The sequence below is a fragment of the Pseudomonas sp. SDO52101_S400 genome, from assembly GCF_054071635.1.
Window position 1 is genome coordinate 39158 of record NZ_JBSVWF010000009.1, and the last position, 21992, is coordinate 61149.

Genomic DNA, 21992 nt, shown 5'->3' on the forward strand with positions numbered 1-21992 from the left:
GCTTACTTGTGCTCGTGAACCACGTGCCACACGTCCTTCATACCATCGCCCTTCATTTCTCCAGGCTTCTCGTCCTTCATGAAGGTGTACAACGGCTTGCCGTCGTAGGCGTACTGCATCATGCCGTCATCGCGCTTGATGACCGTCCACTTGCCTTCGGCCTTGGCGCCCGCCGGAGCCATCATCGGTGGCCAGTTCTTGGCGCAATCACCGTTGCACATCGACTTGCCGCCCGCGTCCTTGTCGAACGTATAAACGGTCATGCCTTTGTGATCGACCATCATGCCGTCTTTCATCATCGCCGGCTCGGCCGCCATCGCAAGTCCGGGCAGAGTCAGGGCAGCGGCCATCAGCAGTGCTTTAAAGGAAGCAGTCATTTGTGTCATGGAAACCTTCTTTTGTGGTTGTCAGGATTCGGACTTAGAGCTTAGTTCAGGATTTGCACAATCGCCGCCGGACTAAAATACTGTCACACGACTGCAATAATTCCGTTATCTAATGCGGCGCAAGACAGTTAAATGACAAGAGGATTAAGGCATGGTTGGCAGGAGCATTCTGATCGTCGACGACGAAGCGCCCATTCGCGAAATGATCGCCGTTGCGTTGGAAATGGCCGGCTATGACTGCCTCGAGGCAGAGAACTCGCAGCAGGCGCACGCCATTATCGTCGACCGCAAACCGGATCTGATCCTGCTCGACTGGATGCTGCCTGGCACCTCCGGCATCGAGCTGGCCCGCCGCCTCAAGCGTGACGAGCTGACCGGGGACATCCCGATCATCATGCTCACCGCCAAGGGCGAAGAGGACAACAAGATCCAGGGTCTGGAAGTCGGCGCCGACGACTACATCACCAAACCGTTTTCCCCACGCGAACTGGTGGCACGCCTCAAGGCCGTGCTGCGTCGCGCCGGCCCGACCGATGGCGAAGCACCGATCGAAGTCGGCGGCCTGCTGCTCGACCCGATCAGCCACCGCGTGACCATCGACGGCAAACCTGCCGAGATGGGTCCGACCGAATACCGTCTGCTGCAATTCTTCATGACTCACCAGGAACGCGCCTACACCCGTGGCCAGTTGCTGGACCAGGTCTGGGGCGGCAACGTCTATGTTGAAGAGCGCACCGTCGACGTACACATCCGGCGCCTGCGCAAGGCCCTCGGCGACGCCTACGAAAATCTGGTACAAACCGTGCGTGGCACCGGCTATCGGTTCTCCACCAAGGCCTGAGCCGACCGCCAGACTCGCTGACAAGGACCGTATTTCCCGTGAATCAAAACTGGCATGGCACCCTGATTCGCCACATGCTGTTGCTGGTCACCGGCTGCCTGGTGATCGGCCTGATCACCGGCTACTACGGCTGGAGCCTGGCGGCGGGACTGGGCCTGTACCTGGCCTGGACGCTCAAGCAGCTGCTACGCCTGCACGAATGGCTGCGCCTGCACCAACCCGATGAAGCACCGCCCGATGGCTACGGTCTGTGGGGCGAAGTTTTCGACAGCATCTACCACCTGCAACGCCGCGACCAACGGGTACGCGGACGCCTGCAAGCGGTGATCGACCGTGTTCAGGAGTCCACCGCCGCGCTGAAAGACGCGGTGATCATGCTCGACAGCGACGGCAACCTGGAATGGTGGAACCGCGCCGCCGAAACCCTGCTCGGCTTGAAAACCCCGCAGGACAGCGGCCAACCGGTGACCAACCTGGTTCGCCATCCGCGCTTCAAGGAATACTTCGAGCAGGAAAGCTACGCCGAGCCGCTGGAGATCCCGTCGCCGACCAACGACCGCGTGCGCATCCAGATGTACCTCACGCGCTACGGCAACAACGAACACTTGATGCTGGTGCGCGACGTCACGCGTATCCATCAGCTGGAACAGATGCGCAAAGACTTCATCGCCAACGTCTCCCACGAGCTGCGCACCCCGCTGACGGTGATCTGTGGCTATCTGGAAACTCTGCTCGACAACGTCGAGGAAGTGAACCCGCGCTGGAGCAGGGCCCTGCAGCAGATGCAGCAACAGGGCGGTCGCATGCAGACCCTGCTCAACGACTTGCTGCTGCTGGCCAAACTGGAAGCCACCGATTACCCGTCGGACAACCAGCCCGTACATATCGACACTCTGTTGCAGTCGATCAAGAGCGATGCACAGCAGTTGTCGGGGTCGAAGAATCAGAAAATCACCCTGGAAGCCGACGCCAGAATCCTGCTCAAGGGCAGCGAGGCAGAACTGCGCAGTGCGTTTTCCAACCTGGTGTTCAACGCCGTCAAGTACACCCCGGCCGAAGGCAATATCCGCATCCGCTGGTGGGGCGACGATCAGGGCGCGCACCTGAGCGTGCAGGATTCCGGGATCGGTATCGACAGCAAACACCTGCCGCGCCTGACCGAACGCTTCTACCGCGTCGACTCCAGCCGCAACTCCAACACCGGCGGCACGGGCCTGGGCCTGGCCATCGTCAAACACGTGTTGTTGCGCCATCGCGCACGGATGGAGATCAGCAGTGTGCCCGGCCACGGCAGCACGTTCACCTGCCATTTCGCCCCGGCACAGGTCGCCCAGGCACGGGTCATCAGCGCCGCTGAGTAATGCCGGACTAGGCAATCGCCAGGTCAGCCGCTACATTGGCTGACTTGCGCCTGCCTTTCAGGCGCGAAATTTTCTCTCTTTTGAATCACACGGAACCCGCAAAACTCCATCATGGACCCTTCCCCTGGCTTGTCCCTCGCAACAATTTTCGCCGATTTCGGCATGATTCTTTTCGCTCTGATCCTGGTTCTGCTCAACGGCTTCTTCGTTGCGGCGGAATTCGCCATGGTCAAACTGCGCTCGACCCGGGTCGAAGCCATCGCTGAACAGCACGGCTGGCGCGGGCATATCCTGCGCACGGTGCACAGTCAGCTCGATGCGTACCTCTCGGCGTGCCAGCTCGGTATCACCCTTGCCTCCCTCGGCCTGGGCTGGGTCGGTGAGCCGGCGTTCGCGCACATCCTAGAGCCGCTGCTGAGCGCGGTCGGCGTACAGTCGGCCGAAGTCGTCAAAGGCATCTCGTTCTTCACGGCGTTCTTCATCATTTCCTACCTGCACATCGTGGTCGGCGAACTCGCCCCCAAATCCTGGGCGATCCGCAAACCCGAGCTGCTGTCGTTGTGGACGGCGGTGCCGCTGTACCTGTTCTACTGGGCCATGTACCCGGCGATCTACCTGCTCAACGCCAGCGCCAACACCATCCTGCGCATCGCGGGTCAAGGTGAACCCGGCCCGCATCACGAGCACCACTACAGCCGCGAAGAACTGAAGCTGATCCTGCATTCCAGTCGTGGCCAGGATCCGAGCGACCAGGGCATGCGCGTGCTGGCCTCGGCGGTGGAAATGGGCGAGCTGGAAGTGGTCGACTGGGCCAACTCCCGGGAAGACCTGATCACCCTTGAGTTCAACGCCCCGCTGAAAGAAATCCTGGCGATGTTCCGTCGCCACAAGTTCAGCCGTTATCCGGTGTACGACAGCGAGCGCCAGGAGTTCGTCGGCCTGCTGCATATCAAGGATCTGCTGCTGGAGCTGGCGGCGCTGGATCACATCCCCGAGTCGTTCAACCTCGCCGAGCTGACCCGTCCGCTGGAGCGCGTGTCGCGGCACATGCCGCTGTCACAACTGTTGGAACAGTTCCGCAAGGGCGGCTCGCACTTCGCCGTGGTCGAAGAGGCCGATGGCAACATCATCGGCTACCTGACCATGGAAGACGTGCTTGAAGTGCTGGTCGGCGACATCCAGGACGAACACCGCAAGGCCGAGCGCGGCATCCTCGCCTACCAGCCGGGCAAGTTGCTGGTACGGGGCGATACACCGCTGTTCAAGGTCGAGCGCCTGCTGGGTATCGACCTGGATCACATCGAAGCCGAAACCCTCGCCGGGTTGATCTACGAAACCCTGAAACGGGTGCCGGAAGAGGAAGAAGTACTGGAAGTCGAAGGCCTGCGGATCATCATCAAGAAGATGAAAGGTCCGAAGATCATTCTGGCCAAGGTGCTGATGCTCGACTGACGGGGATTACCGCTTGCCCAACGCAAAGTTGGGCAATGCCCCCAACGGCTGGTTGAACTGATACGGAATCGATACCAGCCCCCCTCCTGTATTGCGCTGTACCACGAAGTGCAGGTGCGGGCCGCTGCTGTTGCCGGTGTTGCCGGACAGCGCCAGCGGACTGCCCACCGCCACTCGCTGACCTTCCCGTACACTCACCGACCCTTGTTTGAGGTGCAGGTACACGCCCATCGTGCCGTCGTCGTGCAGCACCCGCACAAAGTTGCCGGAAGGATCGGTGCCGCGCCCGCTCTGGGCATTCTCGGTCTTCACCACCACGCCAGCCCGCGCAGCGATGATCGGCGTCCCCACCGGCATGGCGATGTCCATCGCGTATTTGTTCTTCGGCCCATAGTGGCTGTAGTCGCCATTGGCGCCCTGACTCAGACGGAACGGCCCGCCACGCCACGGAAACGGATAGCGATAGCTCTGAGCGGCGCCAGCAGGGTCACCGAGGGAATACTGGAACATCGGCGTGTACACCAGCGGCTTGCCGCCGGACACCGCCGTCAGCAATGCCAGCCGCGTGTTGCTGCGTGCCGGCAGCACCCGACGGATCGTTTCCGTCGGTGCGCCACGCACATTGCTCATCCCGGTAAACGCCAGTGCAACCTCGACCGGCGCGTACAAGTCGTTGCGCACGAACACCACGTCCGTGCCCTTCTGCTTCTTGATGTCGAGATAGACCTGACGCTCCAGGCGCTCGACCATCCGGTCCTGAAACACGAACACCTGGGAGCCTTTGCTCGGACGGTCGCTGTACGAAACCACTCCGTTGGCATCGGTGGACTTGTAGATCGTCATGGCCACAGTCGAGGTGGAGGCCATGAACAGACCACAGAAAAACAGCAGGCGCAGGGGCATGGGCAAAACTTCTGTCGAGAAAGGCCTGGGAATGAGCCTAGCAGCTGAAGCAGACCAGGCTAGTCGACAGATGTTTCAAATTTGGCACAGCACAAAACAAAAGGTCGCAGCCCGGGTACTCCCCGCATTGGAATACGATCCGTTGCGGGGATGCCACAGGCTGCGACCTTTTTGGCCGCGACGCTTACGCGCCCGGAACGAAGTGCTTCTGCGCCGTGCCGCGAGCGATCAGGCGGGAGATGTAGTCGAGCTTCTGCGCGTCCTGGTCGACGAAACGGAAAGTCAGTTGCAGCCAGTCGCTGTCGGCTTTCTGCTCATGCGCCACGATGGCGTGCAGGTAGCCGTTGAGGCGGGCGATTTCGGCGTTGTCGCCCTGCTCCAGATCGAGCACGGCGCTGTCGAGGATCTGTGGCAGGGTATCGGTGCGTTTCACCACCAGCAGCGCTTCCTTGATGCTCAGGGCCTTGATCACGCATTGCTGGGTGCCGCTTGGCAGGCGCAGTTGGCCCTGGCCACGACCGCTGGCCGGCGCCGCGGAGGCTGCCGGTGCTTTCACCGGCGGGCTGTTGAGCAGACCACGCTGTGGCGCGGCGGCAGGTGCCGGGGCCGCCGCAGCAGGCTTGGCAAACGGATTCACGGGAGCCGCCGCCGGTGCGGAACCGATGACCGCAGCCTTGCCGCCCGTCAACGCGCTCAGGGAGTCGTTGCCGAACGCCGAGTTCATCTTGGTCGGGGCGCTGTTCATCAGGGTGTCGAGCTTGCCCACCTTGTTCAGGGCCTGCTTGACCTTGGTCAGCAGTTGCTCGTTGGTGAACGGCTTGCTGACGTAGCCGGAAACGCCGGCCTGAATCGCCTGTACCACGTTTTCCTTGTCGCCACGGCTGGTGACCATGACGAAAGGCATGGTCTTGAGGTTGTCCTGCTCACGGCACCAGGTCAGCAGTTCGAGGCCGGACATTTCCGGCATTTCCCAGTCGCACAGGACCAGGTCGAACGCTTCCTTGGCCAGCATGGCCTGGGCCTTTTTACCGTTGACGGCGTCCTCGGTGCGGATCCCCGGGAAGTAATTACGCAGGCACTTTTTCACCAGGTCACGAATGAACGATGCATCGTCCACGACCAACACACTGATCTTGCTCATCCAACACCCCTATTAAAATCCCGGCAAGCATAACGCTGGCTGATGGCACATTGCCAAAACTCTTCAGTCACGCCGGGACTTTTCGTTCGCGGGTGCTGCTTTTTAATTCGTTTTTTAATTCGGATCTGCCTGTGAAAAGCAGAAACAAAAACGCCCGGCCAAAGGGCCGGGCGCTTTTCTCAGGCAATCTTACTTATCGTCAGCATCGCCCGGAACATTAGCGGTTTCGCCGCTTGTCCCTTCAACTTCTTCCTTCATGCGCTTGAGGCCCATGTGGCGCACGTCGGTGCCGCGTACCAGGTAGATCACCAGCTCGGAGATGTTGCGGGCATGATCGCCGATCCGCTCCAGCGAACGCAGCACCCAGATAATGCTCAAGACCCGCGAGATAGAGCGTGGGTCTTCCATCATGTAGGTCGCCAGCTCGCGCAGGGCGGTCTTGTATTCGCGGTCGATGATCTTGTCGTACTGCGCCACCGACAACGCCAGATCGGCGTCGAAACGGGCAAATGCGTCCAGCGCATCACGGACCATATTGCGCACCTGGTCGCCGATGTGACGCACTTCGACGTAACCGCGCGGCGCTTCACCTTCCTCGCACAGCTGAATCGCACGACGGGCGATCTTGGTCGCTTCGTCGCCGATGCGCTCCAGGTCGATCACCGACTTGGAAATGCTGATGATCAGACGCAGGTCGGACGCCGCCGGCTGACGACGGGCCAGAATGCGCAGGCATTCTTCGTCGATGTTGCGTTCCATCTGGTTGATCTGGTCGTCGATCTCGCGCACTTGCTGGGCCAGGCCCGAGTCGGCTTCGATCAGCGCGGTGACCGCGTCGTTGACCTGCTTCTCGACCAGCCCGCCCATGGCCAGGAGGTGGCTGCGCACTTCTTCCAGTTCGGCGTTGAACTGCGCGGAAATGTGGTGGGTAAGGCCTTCTTTACTAATCATGTTGGCGTCCTTGGAGCGTCCGGTAAGGTGCGGCGGGCCGCAGCGTCAATTCAGTGAGCGACAACCAGCGTCTGCTAGCCGTAACGACCGGTGATGTAGTCTTCGGTCTGCTTCTTGGCCGGATTGGTGAACAGGGTATCGGTATCGCCGAATTCAACCAGTTTGCCCATGTACATGAACGCCGTGTAGTCGGACACCCGCGCCGCCTGCTGCATGTTGTGGGTCACGATGACGATGGTGAACTTGGACTTGAGCTCGTAGATCAGCTCTTCGACTTTCAGGGTCGAGATCGGGTCGAGTGCCGAGCACGGTTCGTCGAGCAGCAGCACTTCCGGTTCCACGGCGATGGTACGGGCGATCACCAGACGTTGCTGCTGACCGCCGGACAGGCCAAGGGCCGAGTCATGCAGGCGGTCTTTCACTTCGTCCCACAGGGCCGCGCCTTTCAACGCCCACTCGACGGCTTCGTCGAGGATGCGTTTCTTGTTGATGCCCTGGATGCGCAGGCCGTAGACCACGTTCTCGTAGATGGTCTTCGGGAACGGGTTAGGCTTCTGGAACACCATGCCGACCCGGCGACGCAGCTCGGCCACGTCCTCGCCCTTGCGGTAGATGTTGTTGCCGTAGAGGTTGATCGCGCCTTCGACGCGGCAGCCGTCCACCAGGTCGTTCATGCGGTTGAAGGTACGCAGCAGCGTGGACTTGCCGCAGCCGGACGGGCCGATAAAGGCGGTCACGCGCTGTTTCGGAATGTTCATGCTGACGTCGTACAGCGCTTGTTTCTCGCCGTAGAACAGGCTCAGGCCCGGCACTTCGATGGCCACGGTTTCCTGCTCGAGGTTCAGGCTCTGCTTGTCGCGGCCCAGGGCAGACATGTTGATGCCGTGGGTATGTGTTTCGTGCTGCATGGGAGGCTCCCTGTGCTAACAAATTCGGTTCGGTTGGCTGCCGGGAATCAGGCCGGCAGCCCTTCAATTCTTGTAACGGCGATCAGCTGTCCAGTGCCTTGTACTTCTCGCGCAGGTGGTTACGAATCCACACTGCCGACAGGTTGAGCACCGCAATCACCAGCACCAGCAGCAACGCGGTGGCGTACACCAGCGGTCGTGCGGCTTCGACGTTCGGGCTCTGGAAGCCGACGTCATAAATATGGAAGCCCAGGTGCATGATCTTCTGGTCCAGGTGCAAGTACGGATAGTTGCCATCCACCGGCAGCGACGGCGCCAGTTTCACCACACCCACCAGCATCAGCGGCGCCACTTCACCGGCGGCGCGAGCCACGGCGAGGATCATGCCGGTCATCATCGCCGGGCTGGCCATCGGGATCACGATCTTCCACAGGGTTTCAGCCTTGGTCGCGCCGAGGGCCAGCGAGCCCTCACGCACGGTGCGAGGAATACGCGCCAGGCCTTCTTCGGTGGCCACGATCACCACCGGCACCGCCAGCAGCGCCAGGGTCAACGAAGCCCAGAGCAGACCCGGCGTACCGAAGGTCGGCGCCGGCAGCGCTTCCGGGAAGAACAAGCGGTCGACCGAACCACCCAGCACGTAAACGAAGAAGCCCAGACCGAACACGCCGTACACGATCGCCGGAACACCCGCGAGGTTGTTCACCGCGATCCGGATGATCCGGGTCAGGGTGTTCTGTTTGGCGTATTCACGCAGGTACACCGCCGCCAGCACGCCGAACGGGGTCACGATCATCGCCATGATCAGGGTCATCATCACGGTGCCGAAGATGGCCGGGAAGATCCCGCCTTCGGTGTTCGCTTCACGTGGATCGTCGGACAGGAACTCCCAGATCTTGCTGAAGTAGAAACCGACCTTGGTGAAGGTGCTCATGGCGTTCGGCTGGTAGGCGTGAACCACTTTGCCCAGACCGATTTCGATTTCCTTGCCGTTGGCATCCCGAGCGGTCAAAGCGTCACGGTTGAACTGCGCGTGCAGATCGGCCAGACGTGCCTCGACATCTTGATAACGGGCGTTCAGCTCGGCGCGCTCGGCATCCATGTCCGCTTGCGCGGTGGCGTCGAGCTTGCCTTCCAGTTCCAGTTTGCGACCGTGCAGACGGATGCGCTCGAGACCGGCGTTGATCGCACCGATGTCGGTTTTTTCCAGCGACTTGAGCTGCGCGGCGAGGCCGTTCACGCGGTTGATCCGCGCTTGCAGCTCAGGCCAGGCCGCTTCGCCTTCGGCGATCACCTTGCCATCCTGTTTGACGTTGACCAGGTAGCCGTAGAAGTTGCCCCACTCGCGACGCTCGATCGCCATCAGCTCTGGCGGCGTGGTCTGGTTGGTCAGCCACTCACCGACAATCCAGGTGAAGTCGTTGCCGTTCAGGTCACGGTTGCCGACCTTGATCAGCTCGCGGGTCATGAATTCCGGGCCGGCGTCCGGCACCGGCAGACCGGCGCTCTTCAGACGTGCACGCGGCACTTCTTCTTTCTGCACCACTTCGCCGATGACCAGGTGATTGGCCTGGCCCGGCACGTCGTAGCTGGCATGCACCAGATCCGCCGGCCAGAAGTGACCCAGACCGCGCACGGCAATCACCGCCAGCAGGCCAATGGTCATGATGACCGCGATGGACACCGCGCCACCGCTGATCCAGACGCCCGGGGCGCCGCTCTTGAACCATCCATTCAGGGAGTTCTGTTTCACAGACTTCTACCTTTCTTAAAGCGACGAGTATTTCTTGCGCAGACGCTGACGAATCAGTTCCGCGAGGGTGTTCATGACGAAGGTGAACAACAGCAGCACCAGCGCCGAGAGGAACAGCACGCGGTAGTGGCTGCCGCCGACTTCCGACTCCGGCATTTCCACCGCGACGTTGGCGGCCAGGGTGCGCAGGCCTTCGAACAGGTTCATTTCCATGACCGGGGTGTTGCCGGTGGCCATCAGCACGATCATGGTTTCGCCGACCGCACGGCCCATGCCGATCATCAGCGCCGAGAAGATGCCCGGGCTGGCGGTCAGGATCACCACGCGAGTCATGGTCTGCCAAGGCGTCGCACCGAGGGCCAGCGAGCCCAAGGTCAGGCCGCGCGGCACGCTGAACACGGCGTCTTCTGCGATCGAGTAGATGTTCGGGATTACCGCGAAGCCCATGGCCAGACCGACCACCAGAGCGTTGCGCTGGTCGTAGGTGATGCCCAGGTCGTGGGAGATCCACATGCGCATGTCACCGCCGAAGAACCAGTTCTCCATGAACGGGCTCATGTACAGCGACAGCCAGCCCACGAACAGGATCACCGGGATCAGCAGCGCACTTTCCCAACCGTCCGGAACTTTCAGGCGGATCGACTCAGGCAGGCGGCTGAAGGTGAAGCCGGCCACCAGAATGCCGATCGGCAGCAGCATCAGCAGGCTGAAGATGCCCGGCAGGTGCCCTTCCACATACGGCGCGAGGAACAGGCCGGCGAAGAAACCGAGGATCACCGTCGGCATCGCTTCCATCAGCTCGATCACCGGTTTGACCTTGCGGCGCATGCCCGGGGCCATGAAGTACGCGGTGTAGATCGCAGCAGCGACAGCCAGCGGCGCCGCCAGCAGCATCGCGTAGAACGCAGCTTTCAGGGTGCCGAAGGTCAGTGGCGACAGGCTCAGTTTCGGTTCGAAATCGGTGTTGGCGGCGGTCGATTGCCAGACGTATTTAGGCTCGTCGTAGTTCTCGTACCAGACCTTGCTCCACAACGCGCTCCACGACACTTCCGGGTGCGGGTTGTCGAGCAGCAGCGGTTGCAGCTTGCCGTTCGCCTCGACGATCACACGGTTGGCGCGAGGCGACAGACCAAACAGGCCCTGACCTTCGACCACCTGATCAACCAGCAAGGTGCGGTGCGCGGTGCTGTGGAACACGCCGAGCTTGCCGCTGGCATCCAGGGCAACGAAGCCTTTGCGGCGCTCTTCGGCGGTGATTTCAACGATCGGCGTCTTGCCCATCTGGAAGGTGCGGATCTGCTTCAGACGCAGCTCACCATCGGTGTCGCGGGCCATGAACCACTGGGCCAGACCACCGGTGGAATCACCGACGATCAGCGAGATACCGCCCACCAGCTGGGTGGAGGCGGTGACTTGCGCGTCAGCGTTTTCCAGCAGTTTGTAGCGACCGTTGAGGCTCTTGTCGCGCAGGCTGAACACGTCGGCCTGGGCACGGCCGTTGATCACGTAGAGCCATTGCTGACGCGGGTCGACGAAGATGTTTTTCACCGGCTCAGTCATCTGCGGCAGATCGATACGCTTCTGCTCGTTGGTGACTTCGCCGGTCATCATGTTTTCTTCGCTGGTCAGCGACAGCACATTGAGTTGCGAACCGGTGGAGCCAACCAGCATCAGGGTCGAGTCGGTGGCGTTGAGGCTGACGTGCTCCAGCGCCCCGCCGCTTTCGTTCACCGCGATCGGCGTGTTGCCGTACGGGTATTCGATGGCCGGGGTGATGGTTTTCTTGCCGTCCGGGTAGCTGACTTTATAGGTGTGACGGAACACCAGCGCCTGACCGTTGGACAGGCCCACGGCCACCAGCGGATGACCCGGCTGGTCTTCACCGATGGAGGTCACACTGGCGCCTGCCGGCAAAGGCAGATCGACGCGCTTCAATTCAGCGCCACTGTCGATGTCGAAGAACAGCGCCTGGCCCTTGTCGGAAACGCGCATGGCCACCTGATTCTGCTCTTCGAGCGAAATCATCAGCGGCTTGCCGGCGTCCTGCATCCAGGCTGGGGTGATAGCGTCTTTCGCGGTCAAATCAGCACCCTTGAACAATGGCGCGACGACGTAGGCGAGGAAGAAGAAGATCAGGGTGATGGCTGCCAGTACCGCCAGACCGCCGACGAGGACGTACCAGCGGGTGAAGCGATCCTTGAGCGCGCGAATGCGGCGCTTGCGTTGCAACTCAGGCGTATTGAAGTCAATGCGCTTGGGAGGGTTCGTAGTCATTTTGGAATTGGCCAGATCATTCATGCGCACACCCTAGCGATCCTGTATGACAGAAAGATGACAATGCAGTGACGCACCAAATCCGCCGCCAGCAGGGCACTGGCAGTGGATAAAAGAATTCGGGGAGTGTGGGGGCCGGGCCGCTTGCGGGCCGGGCCCCACACGTGAGTCAGGCGGGGTTCACCCCTGACTCAGTTTGTTACTTTTTTGCGACTTCAGCGCCGCCTTCCTGCAGACCCAGGTCAGCCAGTGCTTTTGCAGCAACCTTGGCTGGCAGTGGGATGTAGCCGTCTTTCACGACCACTTCCTGGCCCTGTTTCGACAGAACCAGTTTCACGAACTCGGCTTCCAGCGGAGCCAGAGGCTTGTTCGGGGCCTTGTTCACGTACACGTACAGGAAGCGGGACAGTGGGTACTTGCCGTTCAGGGCGTTTTCTTCGCTGTCTTCGATGAACTCGGTGCTGCCTTTCTTCGACAGAGCAACGGTTTTCACGCTGGCGGTCTTGTAGCCGATGCCCGAGTAACCGATGCCGTTCAGCGAGGAGCTGATCGACTGCACGACCGAAGCCGAACCTGGTTGTTCGTTGACGTTAGGCTTGTAGTCGCCTTTGCACAGGGCTTCTTCCTTGAAGTAGCCGTAGGTGCCGGATACCGAGTTGCGACCGAAAAGTTGAACCGGCTTGTTGGCCAGGTCGCCGGTCACGCCCAGGTCACCCCAGGTTTTCACTTCGGTCTTGGCGCCGCACAGACGGGTGGACGAGAAGATCGCGTCAACCTGTTCCATGGTCAGGTGCTGGATCGGGTTGTCCTTGTGTACGAAGACAGCCAGGGCGTCCACGGCAACCGGGATAGCGGTCGGCTTGTAGCCGTATTTCTGTTCGAAGGCCGCCAGTTCGGTGTCCTTCATCTTGCGGCTCATCGGGCCCAGGTTGGAGGTGCCTTCGGTCAGCGCAGGTGGCGCGGTGGCGGAGCCAGCGGCCTGAATCTGGATGTTTACGTTCGGGTATTCTTTCTTGTAGTTCTCAGCCCACAGGGTCATGAGGTTGGCCAGGGTATCGGAGCCGACGCTGGACAGGTTGCCCGACACACCAGTGGTCTTGGTGTAGCTCGGGATCGACGGGTCAACAGCGGCGAACGCGTTGGCGGTCGCAACGCCAGCAGCGACAAAAGTCATTGCCGCCATCAAACGCTTCAGTTTCATGCCTTACTCCTAGCAGATAGGGGGTGTTAAGTCGGGGCCAAGTATCAGCAGGCCGTGTGAACACTCTATGGCTGAAATATGACAATTGGATGAAAGGCCAGCATCCCCTGTCGGAAGGCTGGCCTTTCAGTTGTAACTGAAGGTGTGAGGCGGATTTACCGACCCTTGCTCCACAACCACGCGCCGACCAGGATCCCCATCCCGCACAGCACCGCCACGTAATAGGCAGGCCCCATCGCACTTTCTTTGAGCAGCAGGCTGACCACCATCGGGGTCAGGCCGCCGAAGATCGCGTAAGCGACGTTATAAGAGAAGGACAGACCGCTGAAGCGCACCACCGGCGGGAACGCCTTGACCATCACGTACGGCACCGCGCCGATGGTGCCGACCAGAAAACCGGTCAGCGCATACAGCGGGAACAGCCAGTTCGGGTGATCGGCGAGGCTGTGATAGAAGGTCCAGGAGCTGATCAGCAGCCCCAGGCAACCGAACACAAACACGCGACCGGCGCCGAAGCGATCTGCCAGCGCGCCGGAAATGATGCAGCCCAGGCTCAGGAATACGATGGCCAGGCTGTTGGATTGCAACGCGGTGGTCGGCGAGAAGTGATAGACCGTCTGCAGCACGGTCGGGGTCATCAGGATCACCACGACGATGCCGGCGGAGAGCAGCCAGGTCAGCAGCATCGAAACCGCGATGGCGCCACGATGGTCACGCAGCACCGCGCGCAGCGGCACTTCTTCGGCCAAGGCCTTGCGCTGTTGCAATTCAGCGAACACTGGAGTTTCGTGCAGCCAGCGGCGCAGGTAAACCGAGAACAGGCCGAACACGCCGCCCAGCAGGAACGGAATCCGCCAGGCGTAATCCGAGACTTCCACTGGCGTATAGATGCTGTTGATCGCAGTGGCGACCAGCGAACCCAGCAGGATGCCGGCGGTCAGGCCGCTGGTCAGGGTGCCGCAGGCATAGCCGACATGCTTTCCAGGCACGTGTTCGGAAACGAAGACCCACGCCCCCGGCACTTCGCCGCCAATCGCCGCGCCCTGGATCACGCGCATCAACAGCAGCAGGATCGGCGCCCACATGCCGATCTGCGCGTAAGTCGGCAGCAGGCCCATGATCAGGGTCGGCACGGCCATCATGAAAATGCTCAGGGTGAACATCTTCTTGCGCCCCAGCAGGTCGCCGAAGTGGGCCATGACGATCCCGCCCAGCGGCCGCGCGAGGTAACCGGCGGCGAAGATGCCAAAGGTCTGCATCAGGCGCAGCCATTCAGGCATGTCGGCCGGGAAGAACAGCTTGCCGACCACGGTGGCAAAGAACACGAAGATGATGAAATCGTAAAACTCCAGCGCGCCCCCCAGGGCCGATAGCGACAGAGTCTTGTAGTCATTGCGGGTCAACGGTCGTGCGGGTTGGTCGGGCTGCGCGAGGCTCGAGGGCGCTGTGGTCATGGCAAGGTCTTCTCTTATAGTCGGATCTGCCGCCACAACAACGCTGGCTGTGGCTCGGGCAGGTTCGGCACCATAGCAAATTGTTCGAAAAAGCACATAGAGGCGCGTATTTGACGGTCGAAATGAGAACCGGACGGTCGTCGCGGAGTCTACCGACCGATATACTCGCAACCTTGCTCCGGTTTGTAAGGGGTTGCTGTGCGAAAACGTCGTTGGCCCGACCTTTGCTCGGGATTAGCCGGTTTCGCAGAGTTTCTCCTTAGGCGCCTGATGGAAAACGTGACGAACGTAGTATGTTCGGTGCTGAATCGTTTTTCCCGAAGACGGCTACCACCAGCAATACCAAACGATGAGTCACGGGTCAGAGGCACCCCCGGCATGATAGAGCTCGAACAAGAAGATCCGATCCCGCAAGGCGACCTGGCCCTGCAAATCACCGCGCTTCCTCGCGAAACCAACGGCTTTGGCGATATTTTCGGCGGCTGGCTGGTGGCGCAGATGGACCTGGCCGGCACCGCAATGGCCAGCCGCGTTGCCGGTGGTCGTGTCGCGACCGTCGCCATCGATCGCATGGCGTTTCTGGTGCCGGTGGCTGTCGGTGCGCAATTGTCCTTTTATACCCAGACCCTGGAAATCGGCCGCAGCTCGATCCAGATGATGGTCGAGGTGTGGAGCGACGATCCGCTGTCCAGCGAGTGGCGTAAAGTGACTGAAGCGGTGTTCGTGTTCGTTGCCATTGATGGCAGCGGTCGTACCCGTTCGGTTCCGCCACGCGCACGTTAAACCTCACGGCCGTTTGCAGGTCGATAGTCGTCCAAGTTGCTGATTCGAGAGTTGTCCCATGAACACGCCCAACGTTGAAGCCGTGAAACTGGATGAACTGAACTGCTGGCGCATCCGCCACGGTCAGGCCGAAGTGCTGGTCGCCCAGCAAGGCGCGCACATCCTCAGTTATCAGGTGGACGGCCAGCCGCCGCTGATCTGGCTGAACGACAAGGCCGTGTTCAAGACCGGCAAGAGCATCCGCGCCGGCGTGCCGGTGTGCTGGCCGTGGTTCGGCGTTTTTGCGCGTAACCCGCAGAGCGTTCAGGCAATGCGCGTCAGCGAAGAGCCGGCCGCCGCTCACGGGTTTGTCCGGGCGATGGATTGGGAACTGGGCGGTATCGAAACCGAGGGCGAAAGCCTGAAAGTGGAATTCAAGCTGCCCTACCCGGAAGGCGGTTTTCCGGGCTGGTCGCATCAGGTCGACCTGACCCTGACCCTGCGCCTCGACGATCAACTGCACATCAGCCTGACCAGCCACAACCGGGGTGCCGACACCGTCAGCATCAGTCAGGCGCTGCACAGTTATTTTGCGGTCAGCGATGTACGCAATGTGCGGGTCGAAGGCGTGGATGGCCTGGATTACATCGAGACCCTGGATGACTGGAAGACGCACAACCAGCACGGTGACTTGCGCTTTGCCGGGGAAACCGACCGCATCTACCTCGACGCCCCGCCACAACTGAGCATCGTCGATCCGGCCTGGGAACGGCGCATCGTGCTGACTGCTACCGGTTCACGCACGGCCGTGATCTGGAACCCGTGGATCGACCGCGCCGCCGCGTTCAGCGACATGGACAATGACGGCTGGCAGCGCATGCTGTGCATCGAGACCGCGAACGTGATGGACGATGTGGTGAGCCTGGCACCGGATGCCAGCCACACCATGGGCGTCAGCGTCGGCAGCCAGCCACTCTGAAAACAAAAATCGCAGCCCTGAGGCTGCGATTTTTTTTGCTGCTCGGGATTACAGATCCTTTTCCTGCACCACCCGCACCTTGTCCGCGTCCAGCGCATACGCCGCATCGGCCAGGTCATTGCTGACCTTTTCAATCTTCAGCGTGCCGGTCACCCACAGTGGCGTATAGATGTCGTCCAGCTTCAATCCTTTTGGATAACGCACCAGCACCAGTTGATTCGGTGGCGGTGGCGGCACGTGGATGCACGCGCCCGGGTACGGGACCAGGAAAAACAGCGTGCTGCGGCCCTTGGCGTCAGACTCCAGCGGCACCGGATACCCGCCAATGCGGATGTGTTTGTCGTTCATCGACGCCACGGTCTTGGTCGAATACATCACCGCCGGCAAGCCTTTGGCCTGTTTCATCCCGCCCTTCTCGGTGAAGGTGCCGGTGGCTTCCGGAGAGTTGTGGTCGATTTCGGGCATGGCCTCGAGGGCTTTCTGATCCGACTTGGGCATCAGTTCCAGCCAGTCGGTTTCCGGCAGATCGCCGGCGTGAGCCAGACCGCTGCCCAGCAAAAGGAGAGTCAACAGAAGACGGCGCATGAAGGTGCTCGGTAAAGGATGCTCGAATAAGAAGGGAACGCTGAATCGCCGAGCATTCTAGCCCTCCCCGCCGGATTGGCAGAGAGGGCTTTGTCGCTTTGGATCAGTTCTTTTTGATCAGGCCGTAGATCACCAGCAGGATGATCGCGCCGACCAGCGCACCGATGAAGCCTGCCCCCTGGCTCGCGTGATAAATGCCCAGGGCCTGGCCGCCGTAAGTGGCCGCCAGCGAACCGCCGATACCGAGCAGGATGGTCATGATCCAGCCCATGCTGTCATCGCCCGGTTTCAGGAACCGTGCCAGCAGGCCAACGATCAGGCCGATAAAAATGGTTCCGATAATTCCCATGGCATTTCCCTCTGATTGATTGGCTATAGCCTAGCCAGACTTTGGCATCCTGCCATCAGAGAACGGCGGCCCTTAATGGTTCCGCCGTTGCCACATGAAACTGTTTTTACTCGGCGATCAGCGCTTCGACCTTGAGGATCTGCTGCTCGAGGGTCGCCTTGTCCTTGCAACGCAGGTTGGCGTGACCGACCTTGCGTCCGGCCTTAAACGCCTTGCCGTAGTGATGCAAGTGGCAATCGTCGATGGCGATGACTTTTTCAACCGGCGGAACGACACCGATGAAGTTGAGCATCGCGCTCTCGCCGACCTTGGCGGTCGAACCCAGAGGCAGACCGGCTACGGCCCGCAGGTGGTTTTCAAACTGGCTGCACTCGGCGCCTTCGCTGGTCCAGTGCCCGGAGTTGTGCACGCGCGGGGCGATTTCGTTGGCCTTGAGGCCACCGTCGACTTCAAAGAACTCGAACGCCATCACGCCAACGTAGTCCAGCTGCTTGAGGACGCGGCTGGAGTAGTCTTCGGCCAGGGCCTGCAACGGGTGATCGGTACTGGCGATCGACAGCTTGAGGATGCCGCTGTCGTGGGTGTTGTGCACCAATGGATAGAACTTGGTCTCGCCATCACGGGCGCGCACGGCGATCAGCGACACTTCACCGGTGAACGGCACGAAGCCTTCCAGCAGGCAGGCAACGCTGCCAAGCTCGGCGAAAGTACCGACCACATCTTCAGGCTTGCGCAGGACTTTCTGGCCCTTGCCGTCGTAACCCAGAGTGCGGGTTTTCAGCACGGCCGGCAGGCCGATCGAAGCAACGGCGGCGTCCAGATCGGCTTGCGACTGGATGTCGGCGAACGCCGGGGTCGGAATCCCCAGGTCCTTGAACATGCTCTTCTCGAACCAGCGGTCGCGAGCGATGCGCAGGGCTTCGGCACTCGGGTAGACCGGTACGAATTGCGAAAGGAATGCCACGGTTTCAGCCGGGACGCTTTCGAACTCGAAGGTCACCAGATCGACTTCATCGGCCAACTGACGCAGGTGATCCTGATCGCCGTAATCGGCCCGCAGGTGTTCGCCCAGCGCAGCGGCGCAAGCGTCCGGCGCGGGGTCGAGGAAAGCGAAGTTCATGCCCAGCGGGGTGCCCGCCAGAGCCAACATGCGACCCAACTGGCCGCCACCGATTACACCGATCTTCATCTCAACAACCTCAGGCAATACGTGGGTCTGGATTGTCCAGGACGCTGTCTGTCTGCTCGGCACGGAAGGTTTTCAGTACCGCGTGGAATTGTGGATGCTTGGCGCCGAGGATGCTCGCCGACAGCAGTGCTGCGTTGATCGCGCCCGCCTTGCCGATGGCCAGGGTGGCAACCGGAATGCCGGCCGGCATCTGCACGATCGACAGCAGCGAATCGACACCCGAGAGCATCGCCGACTGCACCGGTACGCCCAGCACCGGCAGGTGGGTCTTGGCCGCACACATGCCTGGCAGGTGGGCTGCGCCACCGGCACCGGCGATGATCACCTCGATGCCGCGGCCTTCAGCCTCTTCGGCGTACTGGAACAGCAGATCCGGGGTGCGGTGGGCGGAAACCACCTTGACCTCGTACGGGATGCCGAGCTTTTCCAGCATATCGGCGGTGTGGCTAAGGGTGGACCAATCGGACTTGGAGCCCATGATCACGCCAACCAGTGCACTCATCGTCGCGCCTCTTCTCTCTGGGCGCCCGCAGGCGCGTCAAAAACAACAAGCCACGCAGAATGCGTGGCTTGTTGTAGGAAAAATGGCCGGGCGAACCGGCCGAAGGCCGCGCAGTATACCGCAAAGAAAGCAATAAACAGCCCCCGTTACGACCATCTGTCATCTGCCGCAAAAGCCCGGTTTTATTGACTCGAAGGTCAGTGGCCGGGACATGTTTTCACGCACCGGCTGTACCTTGCGCCGCGCCGCCCTCCAGCTTGCGCCACAACAACCGCACATTGGCCTTTCGCACCAGCGCGCAGCGGTACAGGCGAATCTCCAGCGGCACATGCCATTGCGGACCGCCGCAGACCACCAGTTCGCCACGGGCGAGTTCGTTGCGCACACTCAGTTGCGGCACCCAGGCAATACCGAGACCTTCGAGTGCCATGCTTTTAAGGCTGTCGGCCATGGCGGTTTCATAAATAGTGGTGAAGCGCAGCGCACGCTGGCGCAACAGCCCGTTCACCGAACGCCCGAGAAACGCCCCGGCGCTGTAGGCCAGCAACGGCACACTGGCCTCACCTTCGAGATCGAACAGCGGTTTGCCACCGGCATCCGCCGCGCACACCGGAAGCATTTCGGTCTGCCCCAGGTGCAGCGACGGGAAAATTTCCGGGTCCATCTGCATCGCTGCGTCCGGGTCGTAGAACGCCAGCATCAGATCGCAGCCACCTTCACGCAGCGCATGCACCGCGTCACCGACGTTGGTCGCCACCAGCCGCGTGGCAATGTTCAGGCCTTCGTTGCGCAGTTGCGCGATCCAGCGCGGAAAGAAACCCAGCGCCAACGAGTGCGCCGCCGCCACCTGAATCACTTCACCCTGCCCACCTTCCAGATGATGGAGGTGGCGCAGCACTTCACCTAGCTGTTCGACCACGGTGCGCGCGGTCACCAGGAACAATTGCCCAGCCGCCGTCAGTTCGACCGGCGTGCGCGAGCGATTGACCAGCGTCAGCCCGAGGGCCGCTTCCAGGCTGCGGATCCGCCGACTGAAGGCAGGCTGAGTCACGAAGCGCCGCTCGGCCGCCTGCGAGAAGCTGCGGGTGGCGGCCAGAGCACTGAAGTCCTCGAGCCATTTGCTTTCCAGATTCATCACGTCCTCCCGGACACGCACCAAAACAGGTCACACGTCTGCCGCGCACGCGGCGTCACACGGGCATTATGCCGAATGTGCATAGGGCAGTGCTTAACAGCATTGGCCCAAATTTTCCCACAAGCCTAGCATTCGCAGCGTTCCGGCACAGACCGGGTCCATATCGAGATGATTTCTATCATGTCCTCCGCTGCATCATTCCGCACAGAAAACGACCTGCTTGGCACCCTCGAAGTACCTGCTCAAGCGTATTACGGCATCCAGACCCTGCGAGCGGTGAACAACTTCCGTCTCTCGGGCGTTCCGATTTCGCACTACCCGAAGCTGGTTGTCGGTCTGGCGATGGTCAAACAGGCCGCTGCTGACGCCAACCGCGAGCTGGGTCACCTGAGCGAAGCCAAGCACGCTGCCATCAGCGAGGCCTGTGCACGTCTGATCCGCGGCGATTTCCACGAAGAGTTCGTGGTCGACATGATTCAAGGTGGCGCCGGTACCTCCACCAACATGAATGCCAACGAAGTGATCGCCAACATTGCTCTGGAAGCGATGGGTCACCAGAAAGGCGAGTACCAGTACCTGCACCCGAACGACGACGTGAACATGGCGCAGTCGACCAACGACGCCTACCCGACCGCGATCCGCCTGGGTCTGTTGCTGGGTCACGACGCGCTGCTGGCCAGCCTCGACAGCCTGATTCAGGCCTTCGCGGCCAAGGGTCAAGAATTCAACCACGTCCTGAAGATGGGCCGTACCCAACTGCAAGACGCCGTGCCGATGACCCTGGGTCAAGAGTTCCGCGCTTTCGCCACCACCATGGGCGAAGACCTGGCCCGTCTAAAGACGCTGGCCCCGGAACTGCTGACTGAAGTGAACCTGGGCGGCACCGCGATCGGCACCGGCATCAACGCCGACCCGCGCTATCAGGCCCTGGCCGTACAGCGTCTGGCCCTGATCAGCGGTCAACCGCTGGTTCCAGCCGCCGACCTGATCGAAGCCACCTCCGACATGGGCGCCTTCGTGCTGTTCTCCGGCATGCTCAAGCGCACCGCGGTCAAGCTGTCGAAGATCTGCAACGACCTGCGCCTGCTGTCCAGCGGCCCGCGTACCGGCATCAACGAAATCAACCTGCCGGCGCGTCAGCCAGGCAGCTCGATCATGCCAGGCAAGGTCAACCCGGTTATTCCGGAAGCCGTGAACCAGGTTGCATTCCAGGTCATCGGTAACGATCTGGCGCTGACCATGGCGGCCGAAGGCGGCCAACTGCAACTGAACGTGATGGAGCCGCTGATCGCCTTCAAGATCCTCGACTCGATCCGTCTGCTGCAACGCGCCATGGACATGCTGCGCGAGCACTGCATCGTCGGCATCACCGCCAACGAAGCGCGCTGCCGTGAGCTGGTCGAACACTCGATCGGCCTGGTCACCGCACTGAACCCGTACATCGGCTACAAAAACGCCACCCGCATCGCCCGTATCGCCCTTGAAAGCGGCCGTGGCGTGCTGGAACTGGTGCGCGAAGAAGGTCTGCTCGACGAAGCCATGCTCGCCGACATCCTGCGCCCGGAAAACATGATTGCTCCGCGTCTGGTGCCTCTGAAAGGCTGATCCGACGCGTTACTTGTAGCACCGCTCACCAGGTCGAGGGACTAGACACCTCTCACCTTTTGAGGGCTTGGGGAGTCTTCCCCAAGCCCTTTTTTTTAACTGTTTGAACCTGAGAACCGTATGTATGGAGGCTGGCCAAAAAGCCAGCTCCCAGACAAACCCGACGCCGGTAACGTCGGGTGTTTCAAAGCCTCGTTTCGTCGCTTGCACCACAACCGTGCAGACGGGCGCCGCACTGATCGGTATAGTGCCGCCCCTCTT

General features: G+C 61.1%; 20 protein-coding genes. 6 read left to right on the forward strand and 14 right to left on the reverse strand.

The window, feature by feature from the left end:
* Nucleotides 1-2 precede the first annotated feature (2 nt).
* Nucleotides 3-386 (reverse strand): COG4315 family predicted lipoprotein, encoded by a 384-nt coding sequence (locus ACW9HX_RS06655; RefSeq protein ID WP_096817176.1) that lies wholly within the window; start codon nucleotides 384-386, stop codon nucleotides 3-5.
* A gap of 151 nt (nucleotides 387-537) precedes the next feature.
* On the opposite strand from ACW9HX_RS06655, the gene phoB reads away from it, so the two are divergent.
* The 3 genes from phoB (at nucleotide 538) to ACW9HX_RS06670 (ending at nucleotide 4040) form a co-directional block, all read left to right on the forward strand.
* Complete coding sequence (phoB, locus tag ACW9HX_RS06660) at nucleotides 538-1227, forward strand: phosphate regulon transcriptional regulator PhoB (RefSeq protein WP_007896474.1); 690 nt, start codon at nucleotides 538-540, stop codon at nucleotides 1225-1227.
* A 74-nt stretch (nucleotides 1228-1301) separates the two neighbouring features.
* A complete protein-coding gene (gene phoR, locus ACW9HX_RS06665) occupies nucleotides 1302-2588 on the forward strand; it encodes a phosphate regulon sensor histidine kinase PhoR (protein ID WP_457380029.1) in 1287 nt (428 codons plus the stop codon).
* Nucleotides 2589-2699: 111 nt separating this feature from the next.
* Nucleotides 2700-4040 carry a hemolysin family protein gene (locus ACW9HX_RS06670; RefSeq protein ID WP_096817174.1) on the forward strand — a complete coding sequence of 447 codons (1341 nt, stop codon included), beginning with the start codon at nucleotides 2700-2702 and terminating at the stop codon, nucleotides 4038-4040.
* Nucleotides 4041-4046: 6 nt separating this feature from the next.
* Here ACW9HX_RS06670 and ACW9HX_RS06675 read toward each other — a convergent pair whose 3' ends face one another.
* The 8 genes from ACW9HX_RS06675 to ACW9HX_RS06710 form a co-directional block, all read right to left on the reverse strand.
* Entirely contained in the window at nucleotides 4047-4943 is an 897-nt protein-coding gene (locus ACW9HX_RS06675) for a peptidoglycan DD-metalloendopeptidase family protein (RefSeq protein ID WP_457379959.1), read from the reverse strand.
* 184 nt (nucleotides 4944-5127) lie between these two features.
* Nucleotides 5128-6084 (reverse strand): response regulator, encoded by a 957-nt coding sequence (locus ACW9HX_RS06680; RefSeq protein ID WP_096817171.1) that lies wholly within the window; start codon nucleotides 6082-6084, stop codon nucleotides 5128-5130.
* Between the two features lie 189 nt (nucleotides 6085-6273).
* The gene (phoU, locus tag ACW9HX_RS06685) at nucleotides 6274-7035 is read right to left on the reverse strand and encodes a phosphate signaling complex protein PhoU (RefSeq protein ID WP_007954334.1); all 762 of its coding nucleotides are present in this window, start codon (nucleotides 7033-7035) and stop codon (nucleotides 6274-6276) included.
* Nucleotides 7036-7109: 74 nt separating this feature from the next.
* On the reverse strand, nucleotides 7110-7943 hold the full coding sequence (pstB, locus tag ACW9HX_RS06690; protein ID WP_065258233.1) for a phosphate ABC transporter ATP-binding protein PstB: 834 nt from the start codon (nucleotides 7941-7943) through the stop codon (nucleotides 7110-7112).
* Nucleotides 7944-8025: 82 nt separating this feature from the next.
* Nucleotides 8026-9696, reverse strand: a complete 1671-nt coding sequence (gene pstA, locus ACW9HX_RS06695; protein WP_457379960.1) for a phosphate ABC transporter permease PstA — start codon at nucleotides 9694-9696, stop codon at nucleotides 8026-8028.
* A gap of 15 nt (nucleotides 9697-9711) precedes the next feature.
* Nucleotides 9712-11745, reverse strand: coding sequence for an ABC transporter permease subunit (locus tag ACW9HX_RS06700; RefSeq protein WP_457380030.1), 2034 nt, complete (start codon nucleotides 11743-11745; stop codon nucleotides 9712-9714).
* 424 nt (nucleotides 11746-12169) lie between these two features.
* Nucleotides 12170-13171 (reverse strand): phosphate ABC transporter substrate-binding protein PstS, encoded by a 1002-nt coding sequence (locus tag ACW9HX_RS06705; protein WP_201115635.1) that lies wholly within the window; start codon nucleotides 13169-13171, stop codon nucleotides 12170-12172.
* 155 nt (nucleotides 13172-13326) lie between these two features.
* On the reverse strand, nucleotides 13327-14625 hold the full coding sequence (locus ACW9HX_RS06710; protein WP_457379961.1) for an MFS transporter: 1299 nt from the start codon (nucleotides 14623-14625) through the stop codon (nucleotides 13327-13329).
* Nucleotides 14626-15003: 378 nt separating this feature from the next.
* Here ACW9HX_RS06710 and ACW9HX_RS06715 point away from each other — a divergent pair, with 378 nt between their 5' ends.
* Nucleotides 15004-15408, forward strand: a complete 405-nt coding sequence (locus ACW9HX_RS06715) for an acyl-CoA thioesterase (RefSeq protein ID WP_003229628.1) — start codon at nucleotides 15004-15006, stop codon at nucleotides 15406-15408.
* Between the two features lie 58 nt (nucleotides 15409-15466).
* Nucleotides 15467-16366, forward strand: coding sequence for a D-hexose-6-phosphate mutarotase (locus ACW9HX_RS06720; protein ID WP_457379962.1), 900 nt, complete (start codon nucleotides 15467-15469; stop codon nucleotides 16364-16366).
* A gap of 48 nt (nucleotides 16367-16414) precedes the next feature.
* Here the strand turns inward: ACW9HX_RS06720 and ACW9HX_RS06725 are convergent, their stop codons facing one another.
* From ACW9HX_RS06725 to ACW9HX_RS06745, 5 genes are all read right to left on the reverse strand, one after another.
* Nucleotides 16415-16951 carry a DUF3299 domain-containing protein gene (locus tag ACW9HX_RS06725; RefSeq protein ID WP_457379963.1) on the reverse strand — a complete coding sequence of 179 codons (537 nt, stop codon included), beginning with the start codon at nucleotides 16949-16951 and terminating at the stop codon, nucleotides 16415-16417.
* Nucleotides 16952-17054: 103 nt separating this feature from the next.
* Nucleotides 17055-17300 (reverse strand): GlsB/YeaQ/YmgE family stress response membrane protein, encoded by a 246-nt coding sequence (locus ACW9HX_RS06730; protein WP_457379964.1) that lies wholly within the window; start codon nucleotides 17298-17300, stop codon nucleotides 17055-17057.
* A gap of 106 nt (nucleotides 17301-17406) precedes the next feature.
* The gene (locus ACW9HX_RS06735; RefSeq protein ID WP_457379965.1) at nucleotides 17407-18489 is read right to left on the reverse strand and encodes a 5-(carboxyamino)imidazole ribonucleotide synthase; all 1083 of its coding nucleotides are present in this window, start codon (nucleotides 18487-18489) and stop codon (nucleotides 17407-17409) included.
* A gap of 10 nt (nucleotides 18490-18499) precedes the next feature.
* Complete coding sequence (gene purE, locus ACW9HX_RS06740) at nucleotides 18500-18991, reverse strand: 5-(carboxyamino)imidazole ribonucleotide mutase (RefSeq protein WP_007954291.1); 492 nt, start codon at nucleotides 18989-18991, stop codon at nucleotides 18500-18502.
* Between the two features lie 217 nt (nucleotides 18992-19208).
* Nucleotides 19209-20126 (reverse strand): LysR substrate-binding domain-containing protein, encoded by a 918-nt coding sequence (locus ACW9HX_RS06745; RefSeq protein ID WP_457379966.1) that lies wholly within the window; start codon nucleotides 20124-20126, stop codon nucleotides 19209-19211.
* A 180-nt stretch (nucleotides 20127-20306) separates the two neighbouring features.
* Here ACW9HX_RS06745 and aspA point away from each other — a divergent pair, with 180 nt between their 5' ends.
* Nucleotides 20307-21731 (forward strand): aspartate ammonia-lyase, encoded by a 1425-nt coding sequence (gene aspA / locus ACW9HX_RS06750; protein ID WP_457379967.1) that lies wholly within the window; start codon nucleotides 20307-20309, stop codon nucleotides 21729-21731.
* Nucleotides 21732-21992: the final 261 nt, after the last annotated feature.